The organism is bacterium (assembly GCA_020444065.1).
GTDB lineage: Bacteria > Sumerlaeota > Sumerlaeia > SLMS01 > JAHLLQ01 > JAHLLQ01.
In genome coordinates, this window is record JAHLLQ010000002.1 from 39969 (window position 1) to 62022 (window position 22054).

Annotated in this window: 14 protein-coding genes; 5 read left to right on the forward strand and 9 right to left on the reverse strand. The window is 59.1% G+C overall.

The genetic code is table 11. From position 1 onward, the window contains the following. Window positions 1-14: 14 nt before the first annotated feature. Window positions 15-1481 carry a magnesium chelatase gene (locus KQI84_04770; protein ID MCB2154176.1) on the reverse strand — a complete coding sequence of 489 codons (1467 nt, stop codon included), beginning with the start codon at window positions 1479-1481 and terminating at the stop codon, window positions 15-17. Between the two features lie 221 nt (window positions 1482-1702). Here KQI84_04770 and KQI84_04775 point away from each other — a divergent pair, with 221 nt between their 5' ends. Next, window positions 1703-2068, forward strand: coding sequence for a NifB/NifX family molybdenum-iron cluster-binding protein (locus tag KQI84_04775; GenBank protein MCB2154177.1), 366 nt, complete (start codon window positions 1703-1705; stop codon window positions 2066-2068). 18 nt (window positions 2069-2086) lie between these two features. Here KQI84_04775 and KQI84_04780 read toward each other — a convergent pair whose 3' ends face one another. From KQI84_04780 to KQI84_04800, 5 genes are all read right to left on the reverse strand, one after another. Next, window positions 2087-3562, reverse strand: a complete 1476-nt coding sequence (locus tag KQI84_04780; protein ID MCB2154178.1) for a hypothetical protein — start codon at window positions 3560-3562, stop codon at window positions 2087-2089. 3 nt (window positions 3563-3565) lie between these two features. Next, entirely contained in the window at window positions 3566-5038 is a 1473-nt protein-coding gene (locus KQI84_04785) for a hypothetical protein (GenBank protein ID MCB2154179.1), read from the reverse strand. Window positions 5039-5041: 3 nt separating this feature from the next. After that, window positions 5042-6769 carry a hypothetical protein gene (locus KQI84_04790; GenBank protein MCB2154180.1) on the reverse strand — a complete coding sequence of 576 codons (1728 nt, stop codon included), beginning with the start codon at window positions 6767-6769 and terminating at the stop codon, window positions 5042-5044. Between the two features lie 86 nt (window positions 6770-6855). Beyond that, window positions 6856-7335, reverse strand: coding sequence for a peptide-methionine (S)-S-oxide reductase MsrA (msrA, locus tag KQI84_04795; protein ID MCB2154181.1), 480 nt, complete (start codon window positions 7333-7335; stop codon window positions 6856-6858). A 90-nt stretch (window positions 7336-7425) separates the two neighbouring features. After that, complete coding sequence (locus KQI84_04800; GenBank protein ID MCB2154182.1) at window positions 7426-15480, reverse strand: right-handed parallel beta-helix repeat-containing protein; 8055 nt, start codon at window positions 15478-15480, stop codon at window positions 7426-7428. A 225-nt stretch (window positions 15481-15705) separates the two neighbouring features. Here KQI84_04800 and KQI84_04805 point away from each other — a divergent pair, with 225 nt between their 5' ends. Together KQI84_04805 and KQI84_04810 are read left to right on the forward strand one after the other, a co-directional pair. Continuing rightward, window positions 15706-16311, forward strand: coding sequence for a hypothetical protein (locus KQI84_04805; protein MCB2154183.1), 606 nt, complete (start codon window positions 15706-15708; stop codon window positions 16309-16311). Window positions 16312-16507: 196 nt separating this feature from the next. Further along, a complete protein-coding gene (locus KQI84_04810; protein ID MCB2154184.1) occupies window positions 16508-17818 on the forward strand; it encodes a thymidine phosphorylase in 1311 nt (436 codons plus the stop codon). Between the two features lie 3 nt (window positions 17819-17821). Here the strand turns inward: KQI84_04810 and KQI84_04815 are convergent, their stop codons facing one another. Together KQI84_04815 and KQI84_04820 are read right to left on the reverse strand one after the other, a co-directional pair. Beyond that, window positions 17822-18481 (reverse strand): hypothetical protein, encoded by a 660-nt coding sequence (locus KQI84_04815; GenBank protein MCB2154185.1) that lies wholly within the window; start codon window positions 18479-18481, stop codon window positions 17822-17824. Window positions 18482-18494: 13 nt separating this feature from the next. Continuing rightward, a complete protein-coding gene (locus tag KQI84_04820) occupies window positions 18495-19562 on the reverse strand; it encodes an FHA domain-containing protein (protein ID MCB2154186.1) in 1068 nt (355 codons plus the stop codon). A gap of 239 nt (window positions 19563-19801) precedes the next feature. On the opposite strand from KQI84_04820, the gene KQI84_04825 reads away from it, so the two are divergent. Together KQI84_04825 and KQI84_04830 are read left to right on the forward strand one after the other, a co-directional pair. After that, the gene (locus KQI84_04825) at window positions 19802-20146 is read left to right on the forward strand and encodes a histidine triad nucleotide-binding protein (GenBank protein MCB2154187.1); all 345 of its coding nucleotides are present in this window, start codon (window positions 19802-19804) and stop codon (window positions 20144-20146) included. A gap of 98 nt (window positions 20147-20244) precedes the next feature. Next, window positions 20245-20730, forward strand: a complete 486-nt coding sequence (locus tag KQI84_04830; GenBank protein MCB2154188.1) for a glycogen-binding domain-containing protein — start codon at window positions 20245-20247, stop codon at window positions 20728-20730. Window positions 20731-20824: 94 nt separating this feature from the next. Here the strand turns inward: KQI84_04830 and KQI84_04835 are convergent, their stop codons facing one another. Continuing rightward, window positions 20825-22015 carry an amidohydrolase gene (locus tag KQI84_04835; GenBank protein ID MCB2154189.1) on the reverse strand — a complete coding sequence of 397 codons (1191 nt, stop codon included), beginning with the start codon at window positions 22013-22015 and terminating at the stop codon, window positions 20825-20827. Window positions 22016-22054: the final 39 nt, after the last annotated feature.

Consider the following 22054-nt stretch of genomic DNA (forward strand, 5'->3'; position numbering starts at 1 on the left):
GCTCGGCGTCCACGCTACTCGGACAGCTCGTTCATCATGTAGCTCACAGCGTCCGTGTACGTGATCCGGGCGTCCTTGATGTGCTTGGTCAACAGGAAGTTCTGGTGCAGGCCTTCGACGACGAACTCCATCATGACCGGCAACTCGGCGTCCGAAGTGTGGAAACCAAGATCTTTCGTGATCTTCTTCAGCCCCTTGATTTCCTCCAGCGCCACCTCGTAGTCGCGCTGGCTCATGTCGCTGGTTAGGTGCAGCCGATTGCCTTCCTCGAACCAATCGATGATCGGCTGGAATCCGGTCCAGTCCGCGTTGCGATCCCTGCCGGGCTTGTAGTTCGGCAGCACGCGGCTGTTGAAGAGATGCTTCATCGCGCGCCCGATCAAGTGCAGCGCCACATTCGCCACGCCTTCCTGCTCGCCCTTGTAGACCAGCTCGATCTTGCCGGTCAGTGCCGTGATGGACGAGAAGAGATCGCTGATCCGGGCAACCGTGCTGCTCTCATTGTGCAGCAGCGCACGCGCCTCTGCCGTCGAGTACACCGTTTCGAGATAGGAAATCGCCATGCGGGCCGACACGCCGCTGGACTTGTCCACGAAATCCGAATGGCGCGCCTCAACGGCGATCTGCTCGATCGCCTCGCGAATCAATTCCGGAACCTGCACATTCGAGTCGCGATCCGTCCAGGCTTCCTGTCGCGTGATGGCCTTCGCATGCTCCAGGTCTTCCGGATAGTGCGTTAGGATCTGCGCATCGATGCGGTCCTTGAGCGGCGTGATGATGTTGCCGCGGTTGGTGTAGTCCTCCGGGTTCGCCGTGAAGACCAGCACCAGGTCCAGCGGCAACCGGACGGGGAAGCCGCGAATCTGGATGTCCTTTTCTTCCAGGATATTCAGCAGTCCGACCTGAATGCGTGCCTGCAAATCCGGCAGCTCGTTAATCGCAAAGATGCCGCGATTCGTGCGCGGAATGATTCCGTAATGAATCACTTCCTCGTCCGAGAAATCCAGCTTCCGCGCCACGGCCTTGATTGGATCGATGTCGCCGATCAGATCCGCGATCGAAACGTCCGGCGTCGCCAGCTTCTCGTGATAGCGGGCGTCGCGCGTTACCCAGTCGATCGGAGTCGAATCGCCCAACTCCTCGTTCATCTCGCGGCTGCGCTTGGTCAGCGGATGGAACGGATCCTCGTTGATCGGGCTCTGGTGCAGAATCGGCATCTTCTCGTCCAGCAGCCCGACGAGTTGGCGGATGATACGAGTCTTCGCCTGACCGCGGAGACCCAGCAGCAGGAAATCGTGCTTCGACAGCACCGCCGAGACAATCTGCGGAATCACCGTCTTGTCGTACCCAATGATGCCCGGGAAGAGGTCCTCGCCCGCACGCAGCTTGCGGATCAGATTCCGCCGCATCTCCTCCTTCACCGAAACCGGCTTGTACCCGGATTCCTTCAACTGACCGATCGTCTTTGGGAGCGCAATCATAGAGCCTTGATCCTGTTCAGGTTTTGCCCCCAACCGCCGCCCCGGCGGGGACACCCCCCAGCCATGCAGAATCCGGGCCACGCCTATTGGCTCCGAATTGACAGCCTGGCCGCTTCCCCCCCAATCCCCTTGCCATTCCCCGCACCCCATTCCAGTATCCTGACCGCGCGGCTGGAGGAGCCGTGCATTTTGGAGGAATATGAGAGGATGAGGAATATCCAATGAAGAAGATTTGTCTCCCCATCGCCGTCGACTGCGGACTCGACAGCGAAATCTCCGGCCACTTTGGCTCGGCACCCATGTTCATTCTGCACGATGCGGAAACCGACCAGACCGTCGCGCTCGAGAACGACAACACCCACGACGAGCACGGCCGCTGCCACCCCGTGAAGACGATGCGCGCCCACAACATCGACACGCTTGTTGTCGGCGGCCTCGGGCGTCGTGCCCTCGCGAACATGCGCGAAGGCGGCGTGCGCGTTTTCCAGGCTGTTCCCGGCACCGTGCGCGACAATCTGGCAGCCCTGAAAGCCGGCCAACTCGCCGAATTCGACGACCAGGCAGCCTGCTCCGGGCATAGTCACTAAGACTGCGATCGCTTCAGTCTAGTCTTCTCTTTGCGCCTTGCGCATCACGCGAGCGATGGACTTCGCATCGTCCGGGTTCACGTCCGGAACGGCGCCGAGTTCATCGTACGCCGGAATCCGCCACGCCCGCCGGCCGAGGAGAAGGTAGAGCCACTCCGCTTGCGTCAAACCGATTCGCGTGTAGCCGCAGCGCTGCAAGTGGTCGCGGAGGCGCATTGCCTGGAGCAACGACCAAAGCCAGAGCAGTACGTACCCAATGAGAAGGATGCGAATGATCTTCCAAGGCGACATCAGGAACGATAGGAAATTCGTGTAACGAGTTGGATAGCGCTCCCATAGCACTTGCGGAGCAATGAGTGAAATCGTCGCAACTGGCGAACTCCTGATTCGGCTCCATACGACCGCATGATCAGGTTTGCGCGCGCGCCACGCGTTCAGCAAGTCGCCCGCCGTCATACCGCTGGTATCGAGAGGGAATCGCGCCGCTTCAATTGGCCAGTCCTCCTCCGGGAGATCATCGAGAAAGGACGGGCCAATACCGGGGGCCTCGCCCTGCAGCACCGCGCTCAGCAAATCCATCATTTCCTCATCGCTATTCAGTGTTCGTGGAGGGAGCGGCACCGCCGCGAGATTCTGATAGGTCTTCGTATAACCCAGCAGGCCGTCCAGTTTCGAGGCACGAATCGCAACGTCGACATCGTGCAGATGAACCCACAGCAACGATTCTCCCGTTGGCGGCGCGACCGGATTGATTTCGATCTCGGCGATTTCTTGCTCTGCCACACGGCTCATGTCGACATAGCCAAGGTAGCTGAGGATTTGTGATTTCCTCTCGTATACTGGCCAGCCCGTATCACGATCGCGCAGCCGCACGAGTGCAAAATCCTTCTCATTCCAGATGTCCGGCGTTCGCAGTATCCAGAGTCGAATGGCAGCGCAACGATTCGGTTTCAACTTCGGCACCGAGAGCTCAAGCCCCTGCGAAGTCAGCCTGTCTTCCAACCATACTCGCTCGGAGTCCCAAATCGGCCCCAGATTCGGTCCCAGGATGTAACGTGCTCCACCCTCAAGCGCAATGGCGGCTCCGAGGATTCTCAACTCACGCCCGCCCGGCAACGCGATTGGGGACTCCCAATCCGCGACAAGAACTTGATCTTGAACGCCATCTGGATAATCAAGATCCCAGCGTGATGATTGCCAGATTCCACTTCGATTGTAGACGAAGCTCGGATCCGAGGCGGACCATCTGTACTCGTGCTTTCCCGCTAGTTCCCAGGAAACAATGAGGCGGTCCGGTTGCTTTGAAGAATCGTACGGTTCCACGAAATGCGGATTTCGCACCATGCTTCGACTGAACACCGGCGTGTGGGGCTGGACAATACGCATCGCCCATGGCGTCGCCAGAAGCGCGAACGCAAGAGCAGTCAACAACAACGCCACACGCATGGAGTTGCTGCTCGTCAACAGTGCCCAGACGATCGCGCCGCGTTTCATGAGTCAGGGCTCCTCCGCCTCGCGCATCACGCGCGCGATGGACTTCGCATCGTCCGGGTTCACGTCCGGAACGGCCCCGAGTTCATCGTACGCAGGAATCCGCCACGCCCGCCGGCCGAGAAGAAGATAGAGCCACTCCGCCTGAGTCAAACCGATTCGCGTGTAGCCGCAGCGCCGCAAGTGGTCGCGGAGGCGCATCGCCTGGAGCAACGACCAAAGCCAGAGCAGTGCGTACCCAATGAGAAGAATGCGAGTGATTTTCCAAGGCGACATCAGGAACGATAGGAAGTTCGAGTACCGGGTTGGATGGCGCTCCCAGATCAAGCCTGGCGCGGCAAGTGACACCCAGGGAAGCAAGTAGTTGGCGCCCCGCACCCACACAACGGCATGCTCGGGATAGCGTGCCCGCCACAGATTAAACAAGTCCCCCGCCGTCATGCCGGTTGTATCGACAGGATTTGTCAGCACTTCATCAGGCCACTCCTCTGCAGGGAGAGCCTTCAGGAAGCCCATCGGAGAGGAGACATCTGCCTGCAACGTGGCGCTCAGTAGATCCTCCAGTTCCCCCTCCTCGCGCAGCACACGCGAAGGCAATGGCACATCGGCGAGGTCCTCGTACGTTTGTGTGTAGCCAAGGAGTCGGTCGAGCCGATTCGAGGCGATGGCTACATCGGCGCCCTCCAGGCTGACCCAGAGGAGAGAAGGGCCGGAAGGCGGCGCGACGAGATGACAGTCAACCTTGAGGATGGCATTCTCCGTCTTGCCCTTCAGGTGAACGACACCGTGACGGGAATGCAAGAATCTCCTTCCTTCGTACATCGGCCATCCCGTCTCGCGATCGCGCAATCGAATGCACGTATAAGATTGTTCGCGCCAGAGTTCGGGTGTTCTTTGAAGCCACAACCTAATCGCAGCACTGTGATTCGCGTAGTGACGAGGCGGCGCGAGCGTGAGTCCATCCGATGTGAGTCGAGCATCCAGCGCGGACCTTTCGGAATCAGAGAGCGGATTGAGATCGGGCCCGAGCAGGAGAGTTTCGCCATGCTCATACGAAATCGCGGCACCGAGGAACTCCAGGCATCTACCGTCGGGCAGGGTTATCGCAGGCTTCCACTCCTCCAGGTAGACGCGCTTCTGAATACTCAGTGGCCTCTCTTCTAGTCGGCTGAACTCACCAGGGTAGCTGTTGGTAATACCACGGCGCGGGCCATGGCCCCATGCCCCGGACGAGTACTCGAACCGCCCCGTGGGCTCCCACGAGACGAGCAGTCCTTCCTGCTGTTTCGGTTTGCGATAGGGTTTCACGAAGTTCGGATTTCGCACCATACTTCGACTGAACACGGGCGTGTGCGGCTGGACAATACGCATCGCCCATGGCGTCGCGATGAGGGCGATTGCAAGAGCTGTCAGCAGCAGCGCCCCACGCATCGAGTTGCTGCTCGTCAACAGCGCCCAGACGATCGCGCGGCGTTTCATGAGTCAGGGCTCCTCCGCCTCGCGCATCACGCGCGCGATGGACCTCACGTCGTCCGGGGTCACGTGCGGCACGGCGCCGAGTTCATCGTACGCCGGAATCCGCCACGCCCGCCGGCCGAGGAGAAGATAGAGCCACTCCGCCTGGAAGAATCCCATCCACGCATACCCACGATTGCGCAGGTGATCGTGCAACCGCTTCGCCTGAATCAACGACCACAACTTGAGCGCGCCAAGCAATCCGCCGAGAATGGCGAGGATCAACCAGGCGTTGGAGGAGGCACGCAAGGCTTGCGAACGGAATGTGGGAGATCTATCCCACATGTACTGTGGCGGCGTCAGTGTAACATATGGCTTTGATCGCGTTTCGTTTGCCCATAGAACCGCGTGCTCAGATGAATACTGGCTGCGCCATATCCTGAGTAATTCACCTGCATTCATTCCTTTCGTATTGAGTGGCCAAGTCTGCGCTGCCGGTCCGACTGGGGCCAGTCCGGACAGGTGCTGTCCGTCTATCACCACCCTCGACTCGAGCGCAGCCCCGAGAACTTCTGCGAGATCAGGCATTCCATTCAGGCTGTAAGTTGGAATCGCTACCGCAGCCAAGTCTTCGATAGAATGCGATGTTCCTAAGAGCTTCTCCAGGTCAGGAACGGGAATCTTCAGGAATCTGTGGCTCTTGTCGAACTCAAACTCGTATTCAGAAACCGTCTCGGGGTCGCCTTTATCGAAGATCCACCACTCTTCGGCTGACATTGAATACACCTGCGAACTGCCATCCTGGAAATGTGCAATCAGCCTCGGTGAACGGCTTCCCTCGATCCGTGGTGGCCGATCAATGGCGACTGCGAAGCTCCCTCTTGCTGTCGTCGAGCCTTGGTTCTCATCAAATATGTGCAGCCAACCATTCTCATCGGGATAGATGACATCCTCGAGTATGACCTCCGCACCATCCACAATCGCACGAGAACCGGGTGCCCCTCCCAAGTAGTAGGAGGTCGGCGGTGGAACAGACTCGAGCCAGAGAGTCAGTGGACCGGGCGGTGAGACCGCGTAGTCGAAGCCGGCAGTCCTGATCTCCACCCCATCGGAACTGGTTTCGACAAGAGACCAAGGACTACCAGCCAACTCATATCCGTTTGCGGTGTCCCGGAGCGAGGCACGACTGCAATGAGTTACGAACTCGCCCTTCGCCTTTGCCCAGAACTGAAATCGGGCATATGAGAAGGGATTCGGTGATTGCGCCAGATTAGCAAGGCCGACTAACCCGAAGTCTGCAAGCCGGGCCTTGGCGTCTTCGGCACGAATTTCTTGCAGCTCCGGATCCAACCAGATTGGTTCATGGCCAGATGTCCGAGCCACAGCGACAAGGATCTCCAGTTCACCATCATTTGGCATCGAGATCGTGGGAGCCCAGTCTCGTGAGAACACTTCATCTTCCCGATGGATGTATCTCTGCGACCAATGCGACCGAATGATGCTCGTCCAAGGATGTTCCGGATTTGCGCGATACGCCTCGCGCCCCGTTGGTTCCCACGTGACAACGCGTGCAGTCTGATTGTCGACGAATCTCCCCTCTGCGAAGGATGCGTTCCGCACGTCGTCATGCGGGAAAGCCGGAGTGTTGGGGCTGAACATCGGCAAGAGGGTCGGCAACATCAAGGCGACCAGCGCCAGCAGACATAGCACCCCCGCGACCCACAATGGCCCCCGTCCACTCAGCAATCGCCTCATTGAAATGAAGAACCCTCGGCCAATGGAATGGACCAATTGACCAAGGGTTCATGTGCGGTCGCAAGGTGGATTCGCGGGCGCGTGGGCTACCGGACGATGTGACAGCCTCCGCCGCCGTTCTTCTCGAAGTAGCGCTGGTGGTACTCCTCGGCTTCCCAGAACGTCGGGGCCGGCTCGATCACGGTCGTGATCGTGCGGTCGCCGAACTTCCCCGATGCGGCGAGTTCTGCCTTTGCAGCTTCAGCCGCCTGCGCCTGGGCATCGCTGTGCGTGAAAATCGCCGACCGGTACTGCGAACCAACGTCCGGACCCTGGCGATTCAGCGTCGTCGGATCGTGCAGGCGGAAGAAGTAATCCAACAACTCGGCGTAGCTGACCTTCTCCGGATCGAATGTCACCTCGACCGCTTCGGCGTGCCCTGTGCCATCGGTGCAAACCTGTTTGTAGGTCGGATTCTCCGTGTGCCCGCCGATGTACCCGACGCGCGCATCAACCACGCCATCCAACTCGCGAATCGCCTGCTCGACTCCCCAGAAGCACCCCGCTGCAAATGTGGCCTTCTCCATGGTCGCGATGTTCCTTTCCATTTGGCTGGCAGCATCCGGAGCGAAATTCGTGCGCAGATGGATTCGCTCCGGAAACTCCAGCACGCGACCTCAGTCGCCCACGAACATCCAGAAGCACCCCTCGTATGTCTGCGCGCCGATCGTCACGACGCCGCTGATCACATCAAGCGATACTTCCAGGAGCGACGAGTCGTACAGATGCGACGCCTTCAGCGTCAGCGGTATGTTGGCGTACGGTGCGCTGGCCTTTACGCGCATCGGCATTTCCAGCACGGGCGCACTGCCGATGTAGCCGGTCGGTTGGATCCACTCGAAGCGCACTGAACCCGAATCGTCCGGGAACGTGTCCGGGCCAATTGCGTAGATCGATCCCGTACCCAGACTCGACGTCGGGACAGAGACAATCTCCAGAACGGCCGGATCGTATTCGAGCTCGAATCCCAGGTTGCCCATGTCGTCCGCGCCATCGATCAAGAGCGACAGTGTGAACTGCCCGCCCGGCACGGCCTGCGTGCTGGCGATTGTCACCGTCGTTGGCCCGCCGCCGCGCGCAACCGGCGGCACGTCGCGACGAACCGCAACCTGGACCTCTGTCGGGTCGATGTTGAAGCCATACATGTAATCCAGCGGCACGGTCCGTGGTTGTTCCGCATCGCCGATCATGAACGTCAAACGCTTGGCATTCGACGAACCGGAAACATTGCGACGGTAGATTTCGTAGCCTTCCGAACGGTTCGAGGCGAACACGATCGCGTTGCCATCCCACGTCCAATCCGGCCCGACATCTTCCGCGGCATCATCCGTGAACGCGGCAAGACCCGTCCCATCCGCGCCGATCGTGTAGATGTTGCTGTTGCCGTCGCGGTCGGAGACGAATGCGATCGACTGCCCGTCGGGACTCCAGGCGGGGGAGTGGTTCGAGCCCGTGCCATCGGTCAGCTTTGTCGGACCTGTACCGTCGGCATTCATCAGCCAGACATCCCGATTTCCGCCGCGATCGCTGTCGAACGCTATCCGAGATCCATCCGGTGACCAGCGCGGATGCAAATCCTCCGCGGGGTCGTTCGTCAGTCTTGTCGGATCGCCCGGCGCGGCAGATGCCTCGATCCTCCAGAAGTAGTCCGGCCGCGCTTCCCAACCCGTTGATGGATTGTAGAGGTAGTAGCGGTTGTCCGGGCCGGACGTGCCTGTCGATAGCATTGGTGTCGAATCCTGCACGTACGTCATCGCGACAGCAACCTGGCCACTGACCGCGATGGGCGAGATCGGCACATCGACCCAGCCGAAGCTCGTCGATGCAACTGTGCCGCTGGTGAGTACCGCGCCTGGTTCCGTCGCCCCCATTTCAAGGACGCTCCACTCGAAGCCGGCCGAAGATGTCGAAACGTAGAAGTGCAAATCCGTCAGGATCAGTCCATCCGCATCAAGAACCGTCGCAGCCGAGTATCCCGTCGGGTACGAATCCCAATCGCCGAAGTCGCCCGTGGAGTTGATCAAGCGAATGTCGGGACTTGCGGGATCGACGTTGGTCTTGTAGAGCTCCGCATTCCCATCGCGTCGCGAGACGAAGACGATGTCGTTCGTCGCGCCGCTCCAGTCCGCCTGCGTATCTTCGGCGGGATTCCCTGCAATACGCATCAGACCTTCCGTTTGGAACGAATCCATCCAAAGATCGGCAGAACCTTCGCGATCGGAAACAAACAGTGTTCCCAGGCCTTGTGGCATGGGCGCCGGCCAGTAGTCGTCCGCCGTGTTCTGAGTGATCTGACGCGGCACTGGATCTGTTGGATCGAGGAAGTAGGCGTCGCGTTGCGTATCCATTCCAGAGGCGAAGATGACGCCGTACTCGCGCGGCAATTGAACCTCATCGACAGGGCCATACTCTGACGTGTTGCCATCGGGATGAAGGGCGACGGCGTGCAGTTGCTTGCCGGCAGGGATCTTCGTCCTCAGATAGAAGTTGTTTCCAAGGAACGGCGTGCGGCCGAGCATCTGATAGCCTTCATCATCTCGATCGGCAAATACCTCAACCCAACTCCCATCCGGTGGCGCCGGATTCACCACGCCACCGAGGGCGTGGCTGTCGGGCGAGACGTTCGTGATCACCGGCATTGGAATCTGATTGTTTCCACCGGCTGACAATCCAATCGCCGCGCCACCATTGTGGAAGATCTTGTTCTGGGTCACGCGATTGCCCGTTGTGCCCGTTCCAGTGATGTGAACACCGTCGCCGCCATTCGAATTGATGTGGTTGCGTGTGACGATGTTTCCGTGTGCACCGCCTTGGATTAGAATGCCGTGGGAATCATTGGAGAAGATCCAGTTTCCATAAATCCCCACCCCGGTCACGCCGTTCTGCAGCACGATACCCATATGATTCCCGTAGTAGGTGTTGCTTCCACTCGTCGAGGCAGCCCCGAACGTATTGCCGATAATCTCCACGTTTGAAGCAGGACCATCGACAACGATCGCATCGCGCCCTGGTGAGACGAAGTAGTTTCCCCATTCGGCCCGATCCGAGCCGATCTTAATGTTGGAACCACCGGTCACATGAATGCACGAGTCGCCAGTCGAACCGGAATTCGCTCCGAAGTAGGTGCCGACAACCTGGACATTGTTCGATGATCCCCCGATCTCGATATCTGTCGTTGGATGCGAATTGAAGAAGCACTGATATTCGTCACGCTCGTTGCCGATCAACACGTCTGTGGAATCTTTGACCTGCAGTCCGCCCTGCAGTCCTTCGTCGATGCTCAGGTAATCGCCCGGATCGCTGCCAATGTGGACATCGCTGACGCCATCCAGGGCAATATTCCAGCCCTGATTGCTTTCCAGGTAACCGTTCATGACATCGATACCGGACGAACCGTTGAGGAAATGCAGCCCGTGCTGCCCATTGTTGGCCGTCGCAGGGTTGGTCACTAGGACATCCGCGCAATTGTCGATTCGCACGCCATCTTCGAGATTGTCGAGAGCATTCGGATTCTGAAGAGTCACCGGCGAGCAATTCTCCACCAGGATACCGTGGGCGCCGTTATAGCTCGCGCTAATGGTTTCCGGCGCGATTTCGCAGTTTCGCAATTCAATGCCGCTGCCAAGGTTGTTGAAGCCTTGCAGTTTCACAGCATTGAAACCTGACACGCCATCCACAAGTACACCCGTTCCCGAGTTGTACTGCGCGTAGGCATCCAACGAGATGTTACTCGATCCCGCACCGGCCACCCGCACGCCTGTTTCGAAGCCCTCGGCCCACACACTTGCAACATCGACGTTGCTGCAACTCACGAGATCCAAGCCGACCCCCGTCGCCGCAATGCGTTTTCCTCGCGTGTAGACGACCTCATCGCCGATATCGACATTGTCGAGAGATGCGCTGGAAATCTGGTCGAGTAAGATACCACCGTTTGGATTGGCACCCACATCGGTATCGACAATCTGCGTGCCTTGCGCGCCGCCGGAGACCACGATCTCCAGACCGCCATTCGGCTTTGGATTGGTCCCGTCATTCAGAATAAGTGTTCCAATGTCGCTCTGCTCGATCAGATTGTTGTCCGTGCCGGAGCCCGTAATCGTAATGCCGTTTCCAGTGTTCCCGTGAATGAAGCCCATCACGACTTCATTGTCGGACGCGCCGCCCTGGATGCGGATGCCATCGCCTTGGTTCGCGCCTTGGACAGCGCCGGACGCTCCGTAGAAGCCGCCCTCGATACCAAGCGAGTTGTACGATGTCCCCGCACCTTCAACCAGTACGCCATGATTGCCGTTGGCCACGACCTTGTTCGTGCCGCCCATGTAACTTCCGACGCGGTTGTTGTTCGCGCCATTTGAAACATGGATGCCGTAGCTGTTGTTGCCGCTCAGGACCCAATTCCCCGAATCGAGGGAGTAGTACATGCCAACATTCAAGCCAGCCAGATCGTTGTGTTGCGAACCCGAGCCGCGCAACTCCACACCGCTGCCACTGTTACCCGCGAGTCGAAGATTGCGCACCTGATTCAGTTCGCTGTCGACGATCACAAGGCCATCGCCGCCGTTATCCATGATGTTTTGAACGTAGCCGTCATTCAGTTGATGCATTCCGCCGCCATCGATTCGAATGCCGTCGCCTGTGCAGTTCTGAATGGTCATTTGCCCCATTACCTGGGCCTGTTCAGTGTTTTTCAGGCTGATTCCATTGGCTGCATCTTCGATCGTGCTGACATACCTGATCTTATTGTATCGGCCACCTTCGACTCCGATACCGTCGCCCCCTGCACCGGAGATCGAACCGTGATCAATCAGAGTCTGGTCGCAATTGCTGAGGTAGATGCCCCTTCCGCCCGCATCCGTGATATCTACAGATTGGATGGTATTCTCGTCGGAGTTGGACATCGCAATGCCATCTCCGCCGGGCGAGTCGATCGTCAGATTCGAGAATGTGTTCTTCCCGCCGCCTGAACCGCTGATCGCATGGCCGGTCGCATGGATGGCCATGTTGCGGATCTCGACCTGGAATCCATCCGTCAATTCGAAGGCTGCATCCCCGGTCGCAGTCACATCCTGGAATCCGACATAGACCCACCTTCCGGAACATGCGATGGGCTGTGTTACTGTGAGTGTCTTGCCCAGAAAGTCCGTTCCTTCAGGCAGCGTCACGCCGCCGGTGATATTCAGCGTTGAATCTGTCAGGCTAAAATAATCCTGCACACCCAGAGCCAGTGTCGTCCCGAACGCATACGTGCGAGCTCCGGTGCTCTCCGTGATTGTGTCGGCAAAGTTCGCTCCGTTGAAATGGGCGAAATCCGTCACACCACCCTTGTTTGAGCAGCGATCGCCCTCCTCGACTTTGTGATCATTATCCACTCCGCTGTCCAGATCTTCGGTTCCGTTCGGGTACCGGTCGCTTGTTCCGCCCCCATGATCGGCATGGAAGTGATCGACACGATAGAACTGCTTAATTTCATGTGCAGTCCCGTTGTTCTCTTCCAGAGTCGTTTCGCTCGAACCTCCCTGTTCCCAGTAGTAATAGAAGTCCGGATCTTCGCCGCCGCGCCGTTCGTAATAATCGACCGTCTCTTCCTTGTTCTTGTCGTCGTATGCTCCACCATCCCAGAAATTCTGCGAGCCGTTTGCCATTGCAACGGCTTCTGCCAGCGAGATTTCCCCGTCAGGCGTCATGCCACTCGCAGCCGTCGTGACGGTCATTGAGATGCCGGCCGGCAAAGGAGTCAGATCATCAACCTGAACTCCGGCCTGACGGGTGATGGTGCGCTCGACCACGCCGCGAGGCGTCCACAATTGCAGAGCCAACTGCTGTCCTTCATCTCCGATGTTTGGCATCGAAGCCAGGTAGATCGTTCCATTCACGCCAAGTTGTCCACCAACGCCAACGTCGTCGATCATCACCTGGATCGGGTCGTACAGGTTTGTGCCCTGGATACTGATTGTCGCACCGGCCGGGACTTCCGTCGGAGCGACCGAGGAAATCGTCGGGTCGCCATAGACGTTGAACGTCAGGTGCTGAGTCGACTCCTCGCCGTTCTCCGTTGTGAATCGCACATAGACATCATGTGCTCCGCTCGACGTCAGGTGTGGTACGTTGACGTAAATGGAAGTCGTCGTCTGATAGGTGATCGTCGCTTCCGTTCCACCGAAGTAGACGCGGTGATTCGGTCCTTCCGATGGGACGTTCATGTTCTGGCCGATCAGCCGAACTTCCGTTCCCGCGAAATCTGCGTGTGGTTTTCCTGTCGGGTTCGATGATGCCGGATAGCCTTCCGTGACAGACAACTCCATCAATACCGGAATCTCTCGATACGTGAATCCCGCAATCCCCTTTGGGCTCATTGCCGCAGGCGTCTCGACCGAGATCGTGTAAGGGTTCGACCACTTCGACAAGCCGCTCGGTACGCGCACCACAAGCTGCGTGCCCTGCGCGTTGACCGAAACGACCTCTGCTTCGACATTGCCGAACTTTACCTTGTTCTGCGTGGCGCTGGGATTGAATCTCTGGCCTGTAATCGTTACCTCCGTCCCTGGTCCGCCGGATGTCGGATCCATCGATTCGACAATCGGAGAGAACGGATCGCCCACCAATACAAGGCCCGCTTCCAAAGGCGTCGGTCCCTGAACAATCTCTAGATCCAAGGGACTGACGATGTAGCCCATCAATCCCACAATGCGTTCACCCACGCGTCCAATCGAGGAAATCTTCTCCAGGATTGTTAGCAAGGGAACCGCCTTGCCGAGAGCCTTCTTGAGTGTTCCCTGCAGTTTGTCCTGTGCCTGGCTGATGCCCTCATTCGCGTAAGCGGCCGCGATGCCTTTCCCTACCTCCGTGATGATGTTCAGGATCGAATCCAGCGCCTGCTCTTCGGTGAATTCGCCGAGTGCGTTGTTCCCCATCTCTGTGGAAATCGCCGCGAGGCCGGACTGCATGCCTGCCTTGATGGCTTCCTTACTCGGCGTCCCTTCCTCGCCTGCCACCAGGCCCCAAACGTCGACCAGAGCCAACGTCACGTTGATGCCCGTTGCCGTGTTCGCCAGGCGCCGATCGCCATCGACCTGACTGATCGCTGTCGCATCGTTGCCAGAGAACGCCCAGCGGTCCTTGTAAGAGCCACTGAACGCGCGAATCATGTAGATCGCATCTTCGTCGCTCTGCAGCGGCAGCACCGCATCGCCACCCATGCCTACCCAATCCAGAACGGAATCCATCACGAAATCCATTCCCTGGCCAAGCACGTCGATCTTTGCCGTCCACAAATTCCCCGCCACCATTGTCGACTTCTGATAGCCCGTACGGCGAATGTTGCGCGCCTTGATTCCGCGGAACGACTCGCTGAATCCCGTTGGCATATCCGTCGGATCCAGACGATAGATTGCGACAAGCCAATCGACCGGACTGTAATCCACGCTGAGGCTCGGAGTAACCTCCAGCGCATCGCCTTCGCGCCGGAACGACAGGTAATCCAGGTCGATTCCCATCGTGCGAACACGGATATCGCCATCGGCACGAATGCCGGCGGACTCGCGGATCGTCGTGTCGAAGTCATCAGTCGAGCGCTCGCCGCGCACGGCGCCGATTGTATGTGTTACACCGGACGGCAGTGCGTTCATCATCGCGATTACCGCGTTGTTCCACGCCGTGGTGACCTGCGGATCGTCGAGGCCAAGATCGCTGACCGCATAGCGCTCCGCGATCACGGTCGCTAACTGCGCGACCTCCGGGACGTTCTCCATCGTGTTCAGCAACGTCTCCACGCGCTGAGGATTGCGTGTGATGAAGAACGGATGCATGAAGACCAACGTCTCCGCTGTAGTCTCCGCGTTGATCAGCACATCGTCTGCACGCCGAGCCGATGAACCGGCCGGCGGACGAAGCGCCAGGTAGGTGCTCTGACTTGCACCTGGAGGAGCTGCTCCGATCAGACCAACGCGATCGTCTGGAAATTCGATCTGGAAGTTGCCCGACGCATCCGCCTGGACTTCATCGTACACGCACACGATCGTGTGCGCCGAGGCGTCCACGCCGGCGGGGGGAACGAACTGCCCCGGTGTTGACTGCGTGACGACGAACTCCGCGGGCGTCACGGCTTCGCCGCCGGGCGTCTGTACGGTGACGACCCCAGAGGCTGCGCCGGCAGGAACCGTCACAACGATCTGAGTATTCGTCATCGAATCGATCGATGCGATGGTCGACCCGAAACGGACCTCGTTGTCGTTTGGTAACCCGGGCAGGAAATTCGCCCCGGTCAACGTCACCTGCGTTCCGACCGTTCCTGCGCGCGGGGAGAAATCCAGCACGACCGGCCCGGATCCGGAGAAGTCCCCGGTGAACTCGCCTTCAGGCACCAATCCCACGGCCTTGTACAGCAGGCGCAGCACATCGTCTTCGTCGATGACGCCGTCGCCCGTCCATCTTCCGCCGGTTCCCGGGAACGGCGCCACGTCGGCCGCGTCCTGCTGATCGGGAGTCAGTACCTCCACGCCTTCGATGGACTGCGAGACCAGCAGCGCATCGCGCCCATCGATGTCTCCATCGCCCGACACGTCGCCCTTGGTGGGAGTCATATCCTCCCTACCGGCCAGGCAGACTGTACATAGAATAAGTGACACAAATGCAATGAATCGGACCCTGGTCAGGGCCTTGAGGGAACGTTTCATGGCTCCCCTCCCAATCCTCGAAGTTCGCTCCCGTCCTCATGTCGGAAGCGCGACTGATCGCAAGTCGTTAATTTGGGCTAGTTGAACCTGGATATGCCCTGTCCGTAAAGGAGATTCTCTCTTTGTGAGTGCCTCTGACTCGCCCCGCGGTAAGGGGAACCGATTGACGCCACGGGGCGTCTCGACGCTCACAATAGCCAATCCCCTTGGACGAGGTCCCTCACGATGCGTTTCTCCCACGCCTTCTCCCCAGCTCTGCTGGTCATGGCCATCCTGGCGACAGCCTGCGCGGGCAGCCACACGACGTCCCGAATCGTCACGGCGGTCGGCGATGAGGACCTCGGCATCATAAAGGCCGTCTGCGAGCACTACGTTACCCAAGGAACCCCCTGGGCCCCGAATAATACCGGACCCTTCGTGGCGATACTCTCCGAAACGCCAGAGGGTGAGCCCTACAAACCCGGGGGACTGGGGCCGTGGTACGAAGAGAGCAGCATGGCAACGCGCAACTTCGAGACTCGGAACAACCTTCCATTCCAGTTCCCCGGCACTCTGCACTATGAGAACGTCGTTCTGATCGGAAGAAACGAGGCCCACAATCTGGTTCGTAAGGGGAAGTACGAAACGACCTTTCCAGACAACCGGGGCTATCTTTACTTCTGGCTGCCCGGCGAGGACATGCTCGCCGATCCCCCGGAAGCCGTCGTGTACGTCTATCACGCCGGAACGGACCGCGAACTTGGCCTCCACATGTTTGGCGACATGGTCTTCCTGAAGAAAGTCGACGGCATCTGGACCATCACTGACATCCGGAATTCCTGGGCGTCCTGACTGCCCCGACCAGCCATCCGAGCCTGCCAGAGTCGAACAAGACGCCTGTCTATGCCTTGGTCCCAATCTGGTCGTGCGCGCATCTGGCGCTCAATTACGGATTCGCCATTCCCCGCAAGTCGGTCTTGCCATCGGCCCCGCTCTCTGCCTACATAGCCGGTTTTGACCACGATGATATGGAGAGCGCACCTACACAATGAACGTTCCGGAACTGATTTACAAGAAGCGCCAGGGCGGCGAACTGACACGCGAAGAGATTGAGTTCCTCATCCGAGGCTACGTCAGCGGCGACGTGCCCGAGTACCAGATTTCTGCCTTCCTGATGGCCGTTTTCTTCAAGAGCATGACGCCAGAGGAAGCCGCCGCGCTGACCCGCGTGATGATGACCTCGGGCGATACCTTCGACCTGTCCTCGATCCCCGGAATCAAGACCGACAAGCACTCGACCGGCGGCGTGGGCGACAAGGTCTCCCTGATTCTGGCCCCCCTCGTGGCGGCGGCCGGCGTGGTCGACCCCATGGTTTCCGGGCGCGGCCTGGGACACAGCGGCGGCACTCTCGACAAGCTCGACGCGATCCCCGGCTATCGCTGGGCGCTCAGCGAGGCCGAATTCAAGGCGCAGCTCGATAAGATCGGCTGCGCAATCATCGGCCAGACAGAGAACTTCGTTCCCGCCGACAAGCGCCTCTACTCGCTTCGCGACGTGACGGCGACTGTCGAGTCGATCCCGCTGATCTGCGGCTCGATTCTCTCCAAGAAGGCCGCTTCCGGGGCCGACGCTCTCGTGATGGACGTCAAATGCGGCTCGGGCGCATTCATGGATACCTTCGAGAAAGCCAGCGCGCTGGCGCGCCAACTCGTTGCCATCGGGACAGCCCTCGGAATGAAGATGAGCGCGATGATCACTCAGATGAGTCAACCTCTCGGCGATATGGTTGGCAACAGCCTTGAAATCCTCGAGACGCTCGATCTTCTCGAAGGCAAAGGCCCGGCGGATTCACGCGAATGCACGCTGCGCCTTGGTGCGGACATGCTCGTTCACGCCGGCAAGGCCGCAGATTCCGACGCGGCATACGCGACTCTCGTCAAGCTGCTCGACGACGGCTCAGCGATGGCGAAGTTCGAGGAGTGGATCACGGCCCAGGGCGGCGACGCCAACATCATCCGCGACCGCAGCCTGCTGCCCCAGGTCAAGACTACGGAGACATACAAGGCTTCCCGCTCCGGCGTCATTCAGTCCATGGACACGCGCAAGATCGGCGTCGCGGGCAATACGCTCGGGGCCGGACGCATGAAGACTACGGATACGGTCGACCTGGCCGTTGGTCTGCATGTCCATCGCAAGGTGGGTGAGAAGGTGTCGGCGGGCGATGAGATCATGACGATCTACCACCGTGATGAGAAGGGCCTGAATGAGTGCAAGCGACTTCTCGACGAAGCGATTGTCATTGGGGACGAGCCGACAAAGCCGCTCGAATTGATCCTCGATCGCATCTGGGAAGCCTGACGATCAGGTGAAATTCCGACCGCCCTGTCGGATCAGTCGACGCTCCTCGGATGCCGTCTGCTCGATCCGATAGCGCCAGCTTTCTTTCAGGGGCTGGACTGGGAACTCCTCCCGGACCAGCCCCTCTCCATTTTCGGTCCACGATTCCCGAATCACGTTGTACTCCCCGGGCGGCAGATCGAACTCATCGCTTGTTTCCGGGCCGAGCAACAGGACGAACGGTTCGTCCCCATTCTCGGGCTCGAAAGTCAGCCGCACACACAGTTCGCGAAACTCATTCACGACTTCCACGATCGCGCCGCGCGGTTCGGTCGAGAGAATCCGACCTTGTTCTTCGAGCAGCGGTTTCGATTCCTTCTGCGTCACGCGCCGACCGCCTTCGATGCGAGAGGCCACGTGTCCGATCTGCGCCATCATCTGATCGACTTCAGAAACGGGTTCGGGCGTTCCGGTGGGGGAGGGCGTGGGGGAAGGCTCGACGTGGAACATCTCTGCGGCGGGCGCCTCGAAAGGAGGGCCGTCGGGATCGGACGTGCGCCACTGCTGTGGCGGCGTCCATGGGACTTCCGACCGCGCAAAGACTGCCTCAAGCGTAAGCGTCGGACTCGTGGCAGCCACGGGTCCGACGCAAAACACAAACAGACAGACGAGAATTCGGATCATCGGCACCGCCGGATCAACCCACAGAGCGTTCGATCTCCAGAATGTAGTTACCGACCTTCTCAATCAACTTCACGTGCATCGGCAGGAACTCGCGCAGCGACTTGCGCGTATCGAAGTACAGAAGCCCGCCGCGTTTGCCCTTTCGATGCAGCGGCATCGCGATGTAGCAGTGTACCTTCAGCAAGTGCATGCTCTCGCTCGACTTGTCCTCGTCCGTCGCATAACGATAGGCGTTCGAGACGAGGCGATCTTCTTTGAAAGCCTGGTTCGCCACGGTCAAGGGAACCGGGTGCTTCTTCTCGTACACCGTCCACTCTTCTTCGTTCCCCATCCATGCGCGAATCACCCAGCGGCGGTCGCGCTTGTCAGGGATCATCAGGAATCCGTTCTCCGCATCGATGGCTTCCATCAGACGGCTGATCACCATACGATACAACTCCGAGCGCCCCTTGCCGCGCTGGGTCGCCAGTTCGCCGAGAATCGAGGCCATTTTTTCCGCCACCCACAGCGAATCCTCGTGGGATTCCTTCGGCGGAGGCGGGACGACCGGTTCGTGCGGCTTGCGAACTTGCTTCGTGTCGCCGAGCAATTCGTCCGATGGCATGAACGAATCGTTCTCATCCTCATCATCTTCGACGATGCTTTCGCGATCGGAGAGAGACAGTTCGGGAATGACGATCACATCATCTTCTTCAGCCTGGGCGATGGCGCCGCGCACGGCTTCCTCGTGACGATGGATGCGCATCACGGTCTGGCCCCAGATGTCGGCCTGCGCCGTCTCGAAGGCCTTGCATCGGAAGACGATCTCGGTCCGCCCGATCTGGATGTGGTCTCCGGTCTGGAGTTCTTCGTTTCCGATACGCTTGTTGTTCACAAACGTGCCATTGCGGCTCCGCTGATCTTCGATGGCCCAGCGCCCCTCGACGTCGAACACAATCGCGTGCGTCGACGAAACCTGCGTGTCAGGCAGAACCACATCGTTATTCGGCGTGCGCCCAATCGTGGTTCGCGCTCCCTTCGCCAACTGCTTGTGGTATGCCCAGATTCCTGGTCCATCGATCAACAAACTTGCATCGCTCATGGCTACTCAGACTCTCTCATGTTCGATTTTCGGGGCAATATCGCGCCATCGAGCCCCGCCGTGCGTCCGCTCATGGATATACAGCATCAATCGGGATGGGCAAACAGTATTTCCGAGCCTTTTTGCCCCGGCTGGGCAACACGCCCCACTCTCTTCTTGCCACCCGAATCCCCACCACCTCAAGCTCACCGATTGAATGCACCAACTCCAGCTATCCCAACAAACGGGGGAAAATCCGTATGCCCGAGACTGTCTTCGGAAAGATCCTCACTGGCGAAATCCAGGCGGACAAAGTCTGGGAAGACGATCAGTGCATCGCCATCAATGACATCAGCCCTCAGGCTCCCACGCACGTTCTGATCATTCCCCGGGCCGGCATCGCGACGCTCGACGATACCTCCGAAGAGCATACGGCGCTCCTCGGGCACGTCACCTGGGTCGCCGTACAAATCGCGCGGAAATTGGGAATCGACAAGCAAGGATACCGCCTCGTCTGGAACTGCAAGGAAAGCGGTGGCCAGGAGGTCTTCCACATCCACCTGCACCTACTTGGCGGCCGTCGCATGGACTGGCCTCCAGGCTGATCCTGGACCTGCTTATTACACTTGTGCCCCAATCCAAAAGGCGGATAATCGCCTCCAGCCTTCTGGACGTTTCAAATCTCCACGAGGAGTGAGTGATTATGCGCAGGCTTCTGTTAACGGTAACAATGATGAGTCTTCTGGTCATGATGGCCGCGTTGACCGGCTGTGCGGCAGGCGAATTCGACCCTACCAAGCTCCCCAGCCCCGACAAGGTCGGATACCACGTCAATGAAGAGGACAGCACCGTGCTGTTTTACTTCCAGCCCATCTTTGCCGAGAACGTGACGGAAAACGGCACCGACAAGCGGATGGACTGGGACGGTAGCATCGGCTCCGTCTACATCGCAGGTGAATTCAACGGCTGGGATCGTCATGATTGGGCGATGACGAAAGATCCTGAATCGGGCATCTTCACGCTGACGAAGACCTACGAGGAAGTTGGCGGAGTTGGCGAGCACCTGTTCAAATTCGTCATTGACGGCGAATACTGGGTCGAGCCACCGGAGTTCTCCACTAACAAGGTCGACACCGGCCTGGCCAACGACAGCATGAACTGGATTCTGTCAGTCCCACCGAAGATGTAATTCTGAACGGACAAGTCTGTTCCTGAGGCAAGCCCGGGGAAGCATGTTGCTTTGCGCATGTTCCCCGGGCTTGTGTATTCAGGAAGGCCTTCTGCTATCCATTCATCGCAACCTGGGCCAGTACCGCCGCGCCACGCCACAATGCATCTTCGTCGATATGGAACTTTGGATGGTGCAGGAAATAGCGGTCTTCGTCGGCCGGGGCTGAGACGCCCAGGAACCCGAAGCACGACGGCCGTTCGCGGGTGTACAGCGCGAAGTCCTCGCTTCCCATAATCGGCATGGCCAGTGAGATTCCTCCCTCACCAAGCACCTCTTTTGCCGCGGCACGCATTTTCTCCGTCGCATCCACATCGTTTGTCAGGACGGGATAGCCCTCCGGCATATCGACCTTCGCCTCACAGTCATGGGCCTGCGCAACACTCGTCGCGATTTTCTCCACCAATCCGGAGTAGTGCTCGTGCATGTCCGGCCGGAAACTGCGCACGGTGCCGTTCAAGGTCACGGTTTCGGGGATTACATTAAACGCCGACCCACCATGAATCTGGCCGATGGTTACGACCCCCGGCTCGAAAGGATCCGTCCGCCGCGAGATAATGTGTTGCAGTTCCAGGACAATCGCGGACGCCGCCACGATCGGATCGCGCGTCTCGTGCGGAGTCGCCGCGTGGCCACCCTTTCCACGCACGGTAATCGTGAACTCATCGACGCCGGCCATCAGACGACCATCCCGCAGTGCCATTGTCCCCGTGTCCTGCAATGGGTGAACGTGCAGCCCGAAGACCGAGTCCACGCCCTCCAGCATTCCCGACGCGATGAAGTCTCGCGCTCCACCGGGGAACTTCTCTTCGCCGCCCTGAAAGAACAGCCGCACCGTGCACGGAAGCTCCGCCTCGCGCTCCTTCAGAAGCCGAGCGGCCCCTAGCAGCATCGCCGTGTGCGAGTCGTGCCCGCACATGTGCGATACACCGTCCTTCTTCGACTTGTGTGCCCACTCCGTTTCCTCCTGGATCGGCAAGGCATCCATGTCTGCCCGCAGCGCAATGCAACGTTCCAGGTCCCGCCCGAGCAACTCGGCGCAAATGCCGTAGTTGCCGTTCAGCCTCGTGTGGATCGTCGTGTAGCCGAGCCACTTCAACTCGCGCTCCACATACTCTGCCGTCTTCTCCTCCTGGAAGCTCAGTTCCGGGTGCTCGTGCAGGAAACGCCGCCGGGCGATGATCCAGTCGGAAATCGACTTTGCAGCCTTGGAGATTGGTTGCCGGGCGGCCGGTGTGGTCTTCATTGGGAAACTCCTCAGTTGTTTCGCCATTCAAGCTAAAGA

Coding starts and splice junctions, on each gene's coding strand:
- KQI84_04810 (MCB2154184.1), top strand. CDS start 16,508: ATGAACGTTCCGGAACTGATTTACAAGAAGCGCCAGGGCGGCGAACTG.
- KQI84_04825 (MCB2154187.1), top strand. CDS start 19,802: ATGCCCGAGACTGTCTTCGGAAAGATCCTCACTGGCGAAATCCAGGCG.
- msrA (MCB2154181.1), bottom strand. CDS start 7,335: ATGGAGAAGGCCACATTTGCAGCGGGGTGCTTCTGGGGAGTCGAGCAG.
- KQI84_04830 (MCB2154188.1), top strand. CDS start 20,245: ATGCGCAGGCTTCTGTTAACGGTAACAATGATGAGTCTTCTGGTCATG.
- KQI84_04805 (MCB2154183.1), top strand. CDS start 15,706: ATGCGTTTCTCCCACGCCTTCTCCCCAGCTCTGCTGGTCATGGCCATC.
- KQI84_04780 (MCB2154178.1), bottom strand. CDS start 3,562: ATGAAACGCGGCGCGATCGTCTGGGCACTGTTGACGAGCAGCAACTCC.
- KQI84_04820 (MCB2154186.1), bottom strand. CDS start 19,562: ATGAGCGATGCAAGTTTGTTGATCGATGGACCAGGAATCTGGGCATAC.
- KQI84_04835 (MCB2154189.1), bottom strand. CDS start 22,015: ATGAAGACCACACCGGCCGCCCGGCAACCAATCTCCAAGGCTGCAAAG.
- KQI84_04800 (MCB2154182.1), bottom strand. CDS start 15,480: ATGAAACGTTCCCTCAAGGCCCTGACCAGGGTCCGATTCATTGCATTT.
- KQI84_04790 (MCB2154180.1), bottom strand. CDS start 6,769: ATGAGGCGATTGCTGAGTGGACGGGGGCCATTGTGGGTCGCGGGGGTG.
- KQI84_04815 (MCB2154185.1), bottom strand. CDS start 18,481: ATGATCCGAATTCTCGTCTGTCTGTTTGTGTTTTGCGTCGGACCCGTG.
- KQI84_04785 (MCB2154179.1), bottom strand. CDS start 5,038: ATGAAACGCCGCGCGATCGTCTGGGCGCTGTTGACGAGCAGCAACTCG.
- KQI84_04775 (MCB2154177.1), top strand. CDS start 1,703: ATGAAGAAGATTTGTCTCCCCATCGCCGTCGACTGCGGACTCGACAGC.
- KQI84_04770 (MCB2154176.1), bottom strand. CDS start 1,481: ATGATTGCGCTCCCAAAGACGATCGGTCAGTTGAAGGAATCCGGGTAC.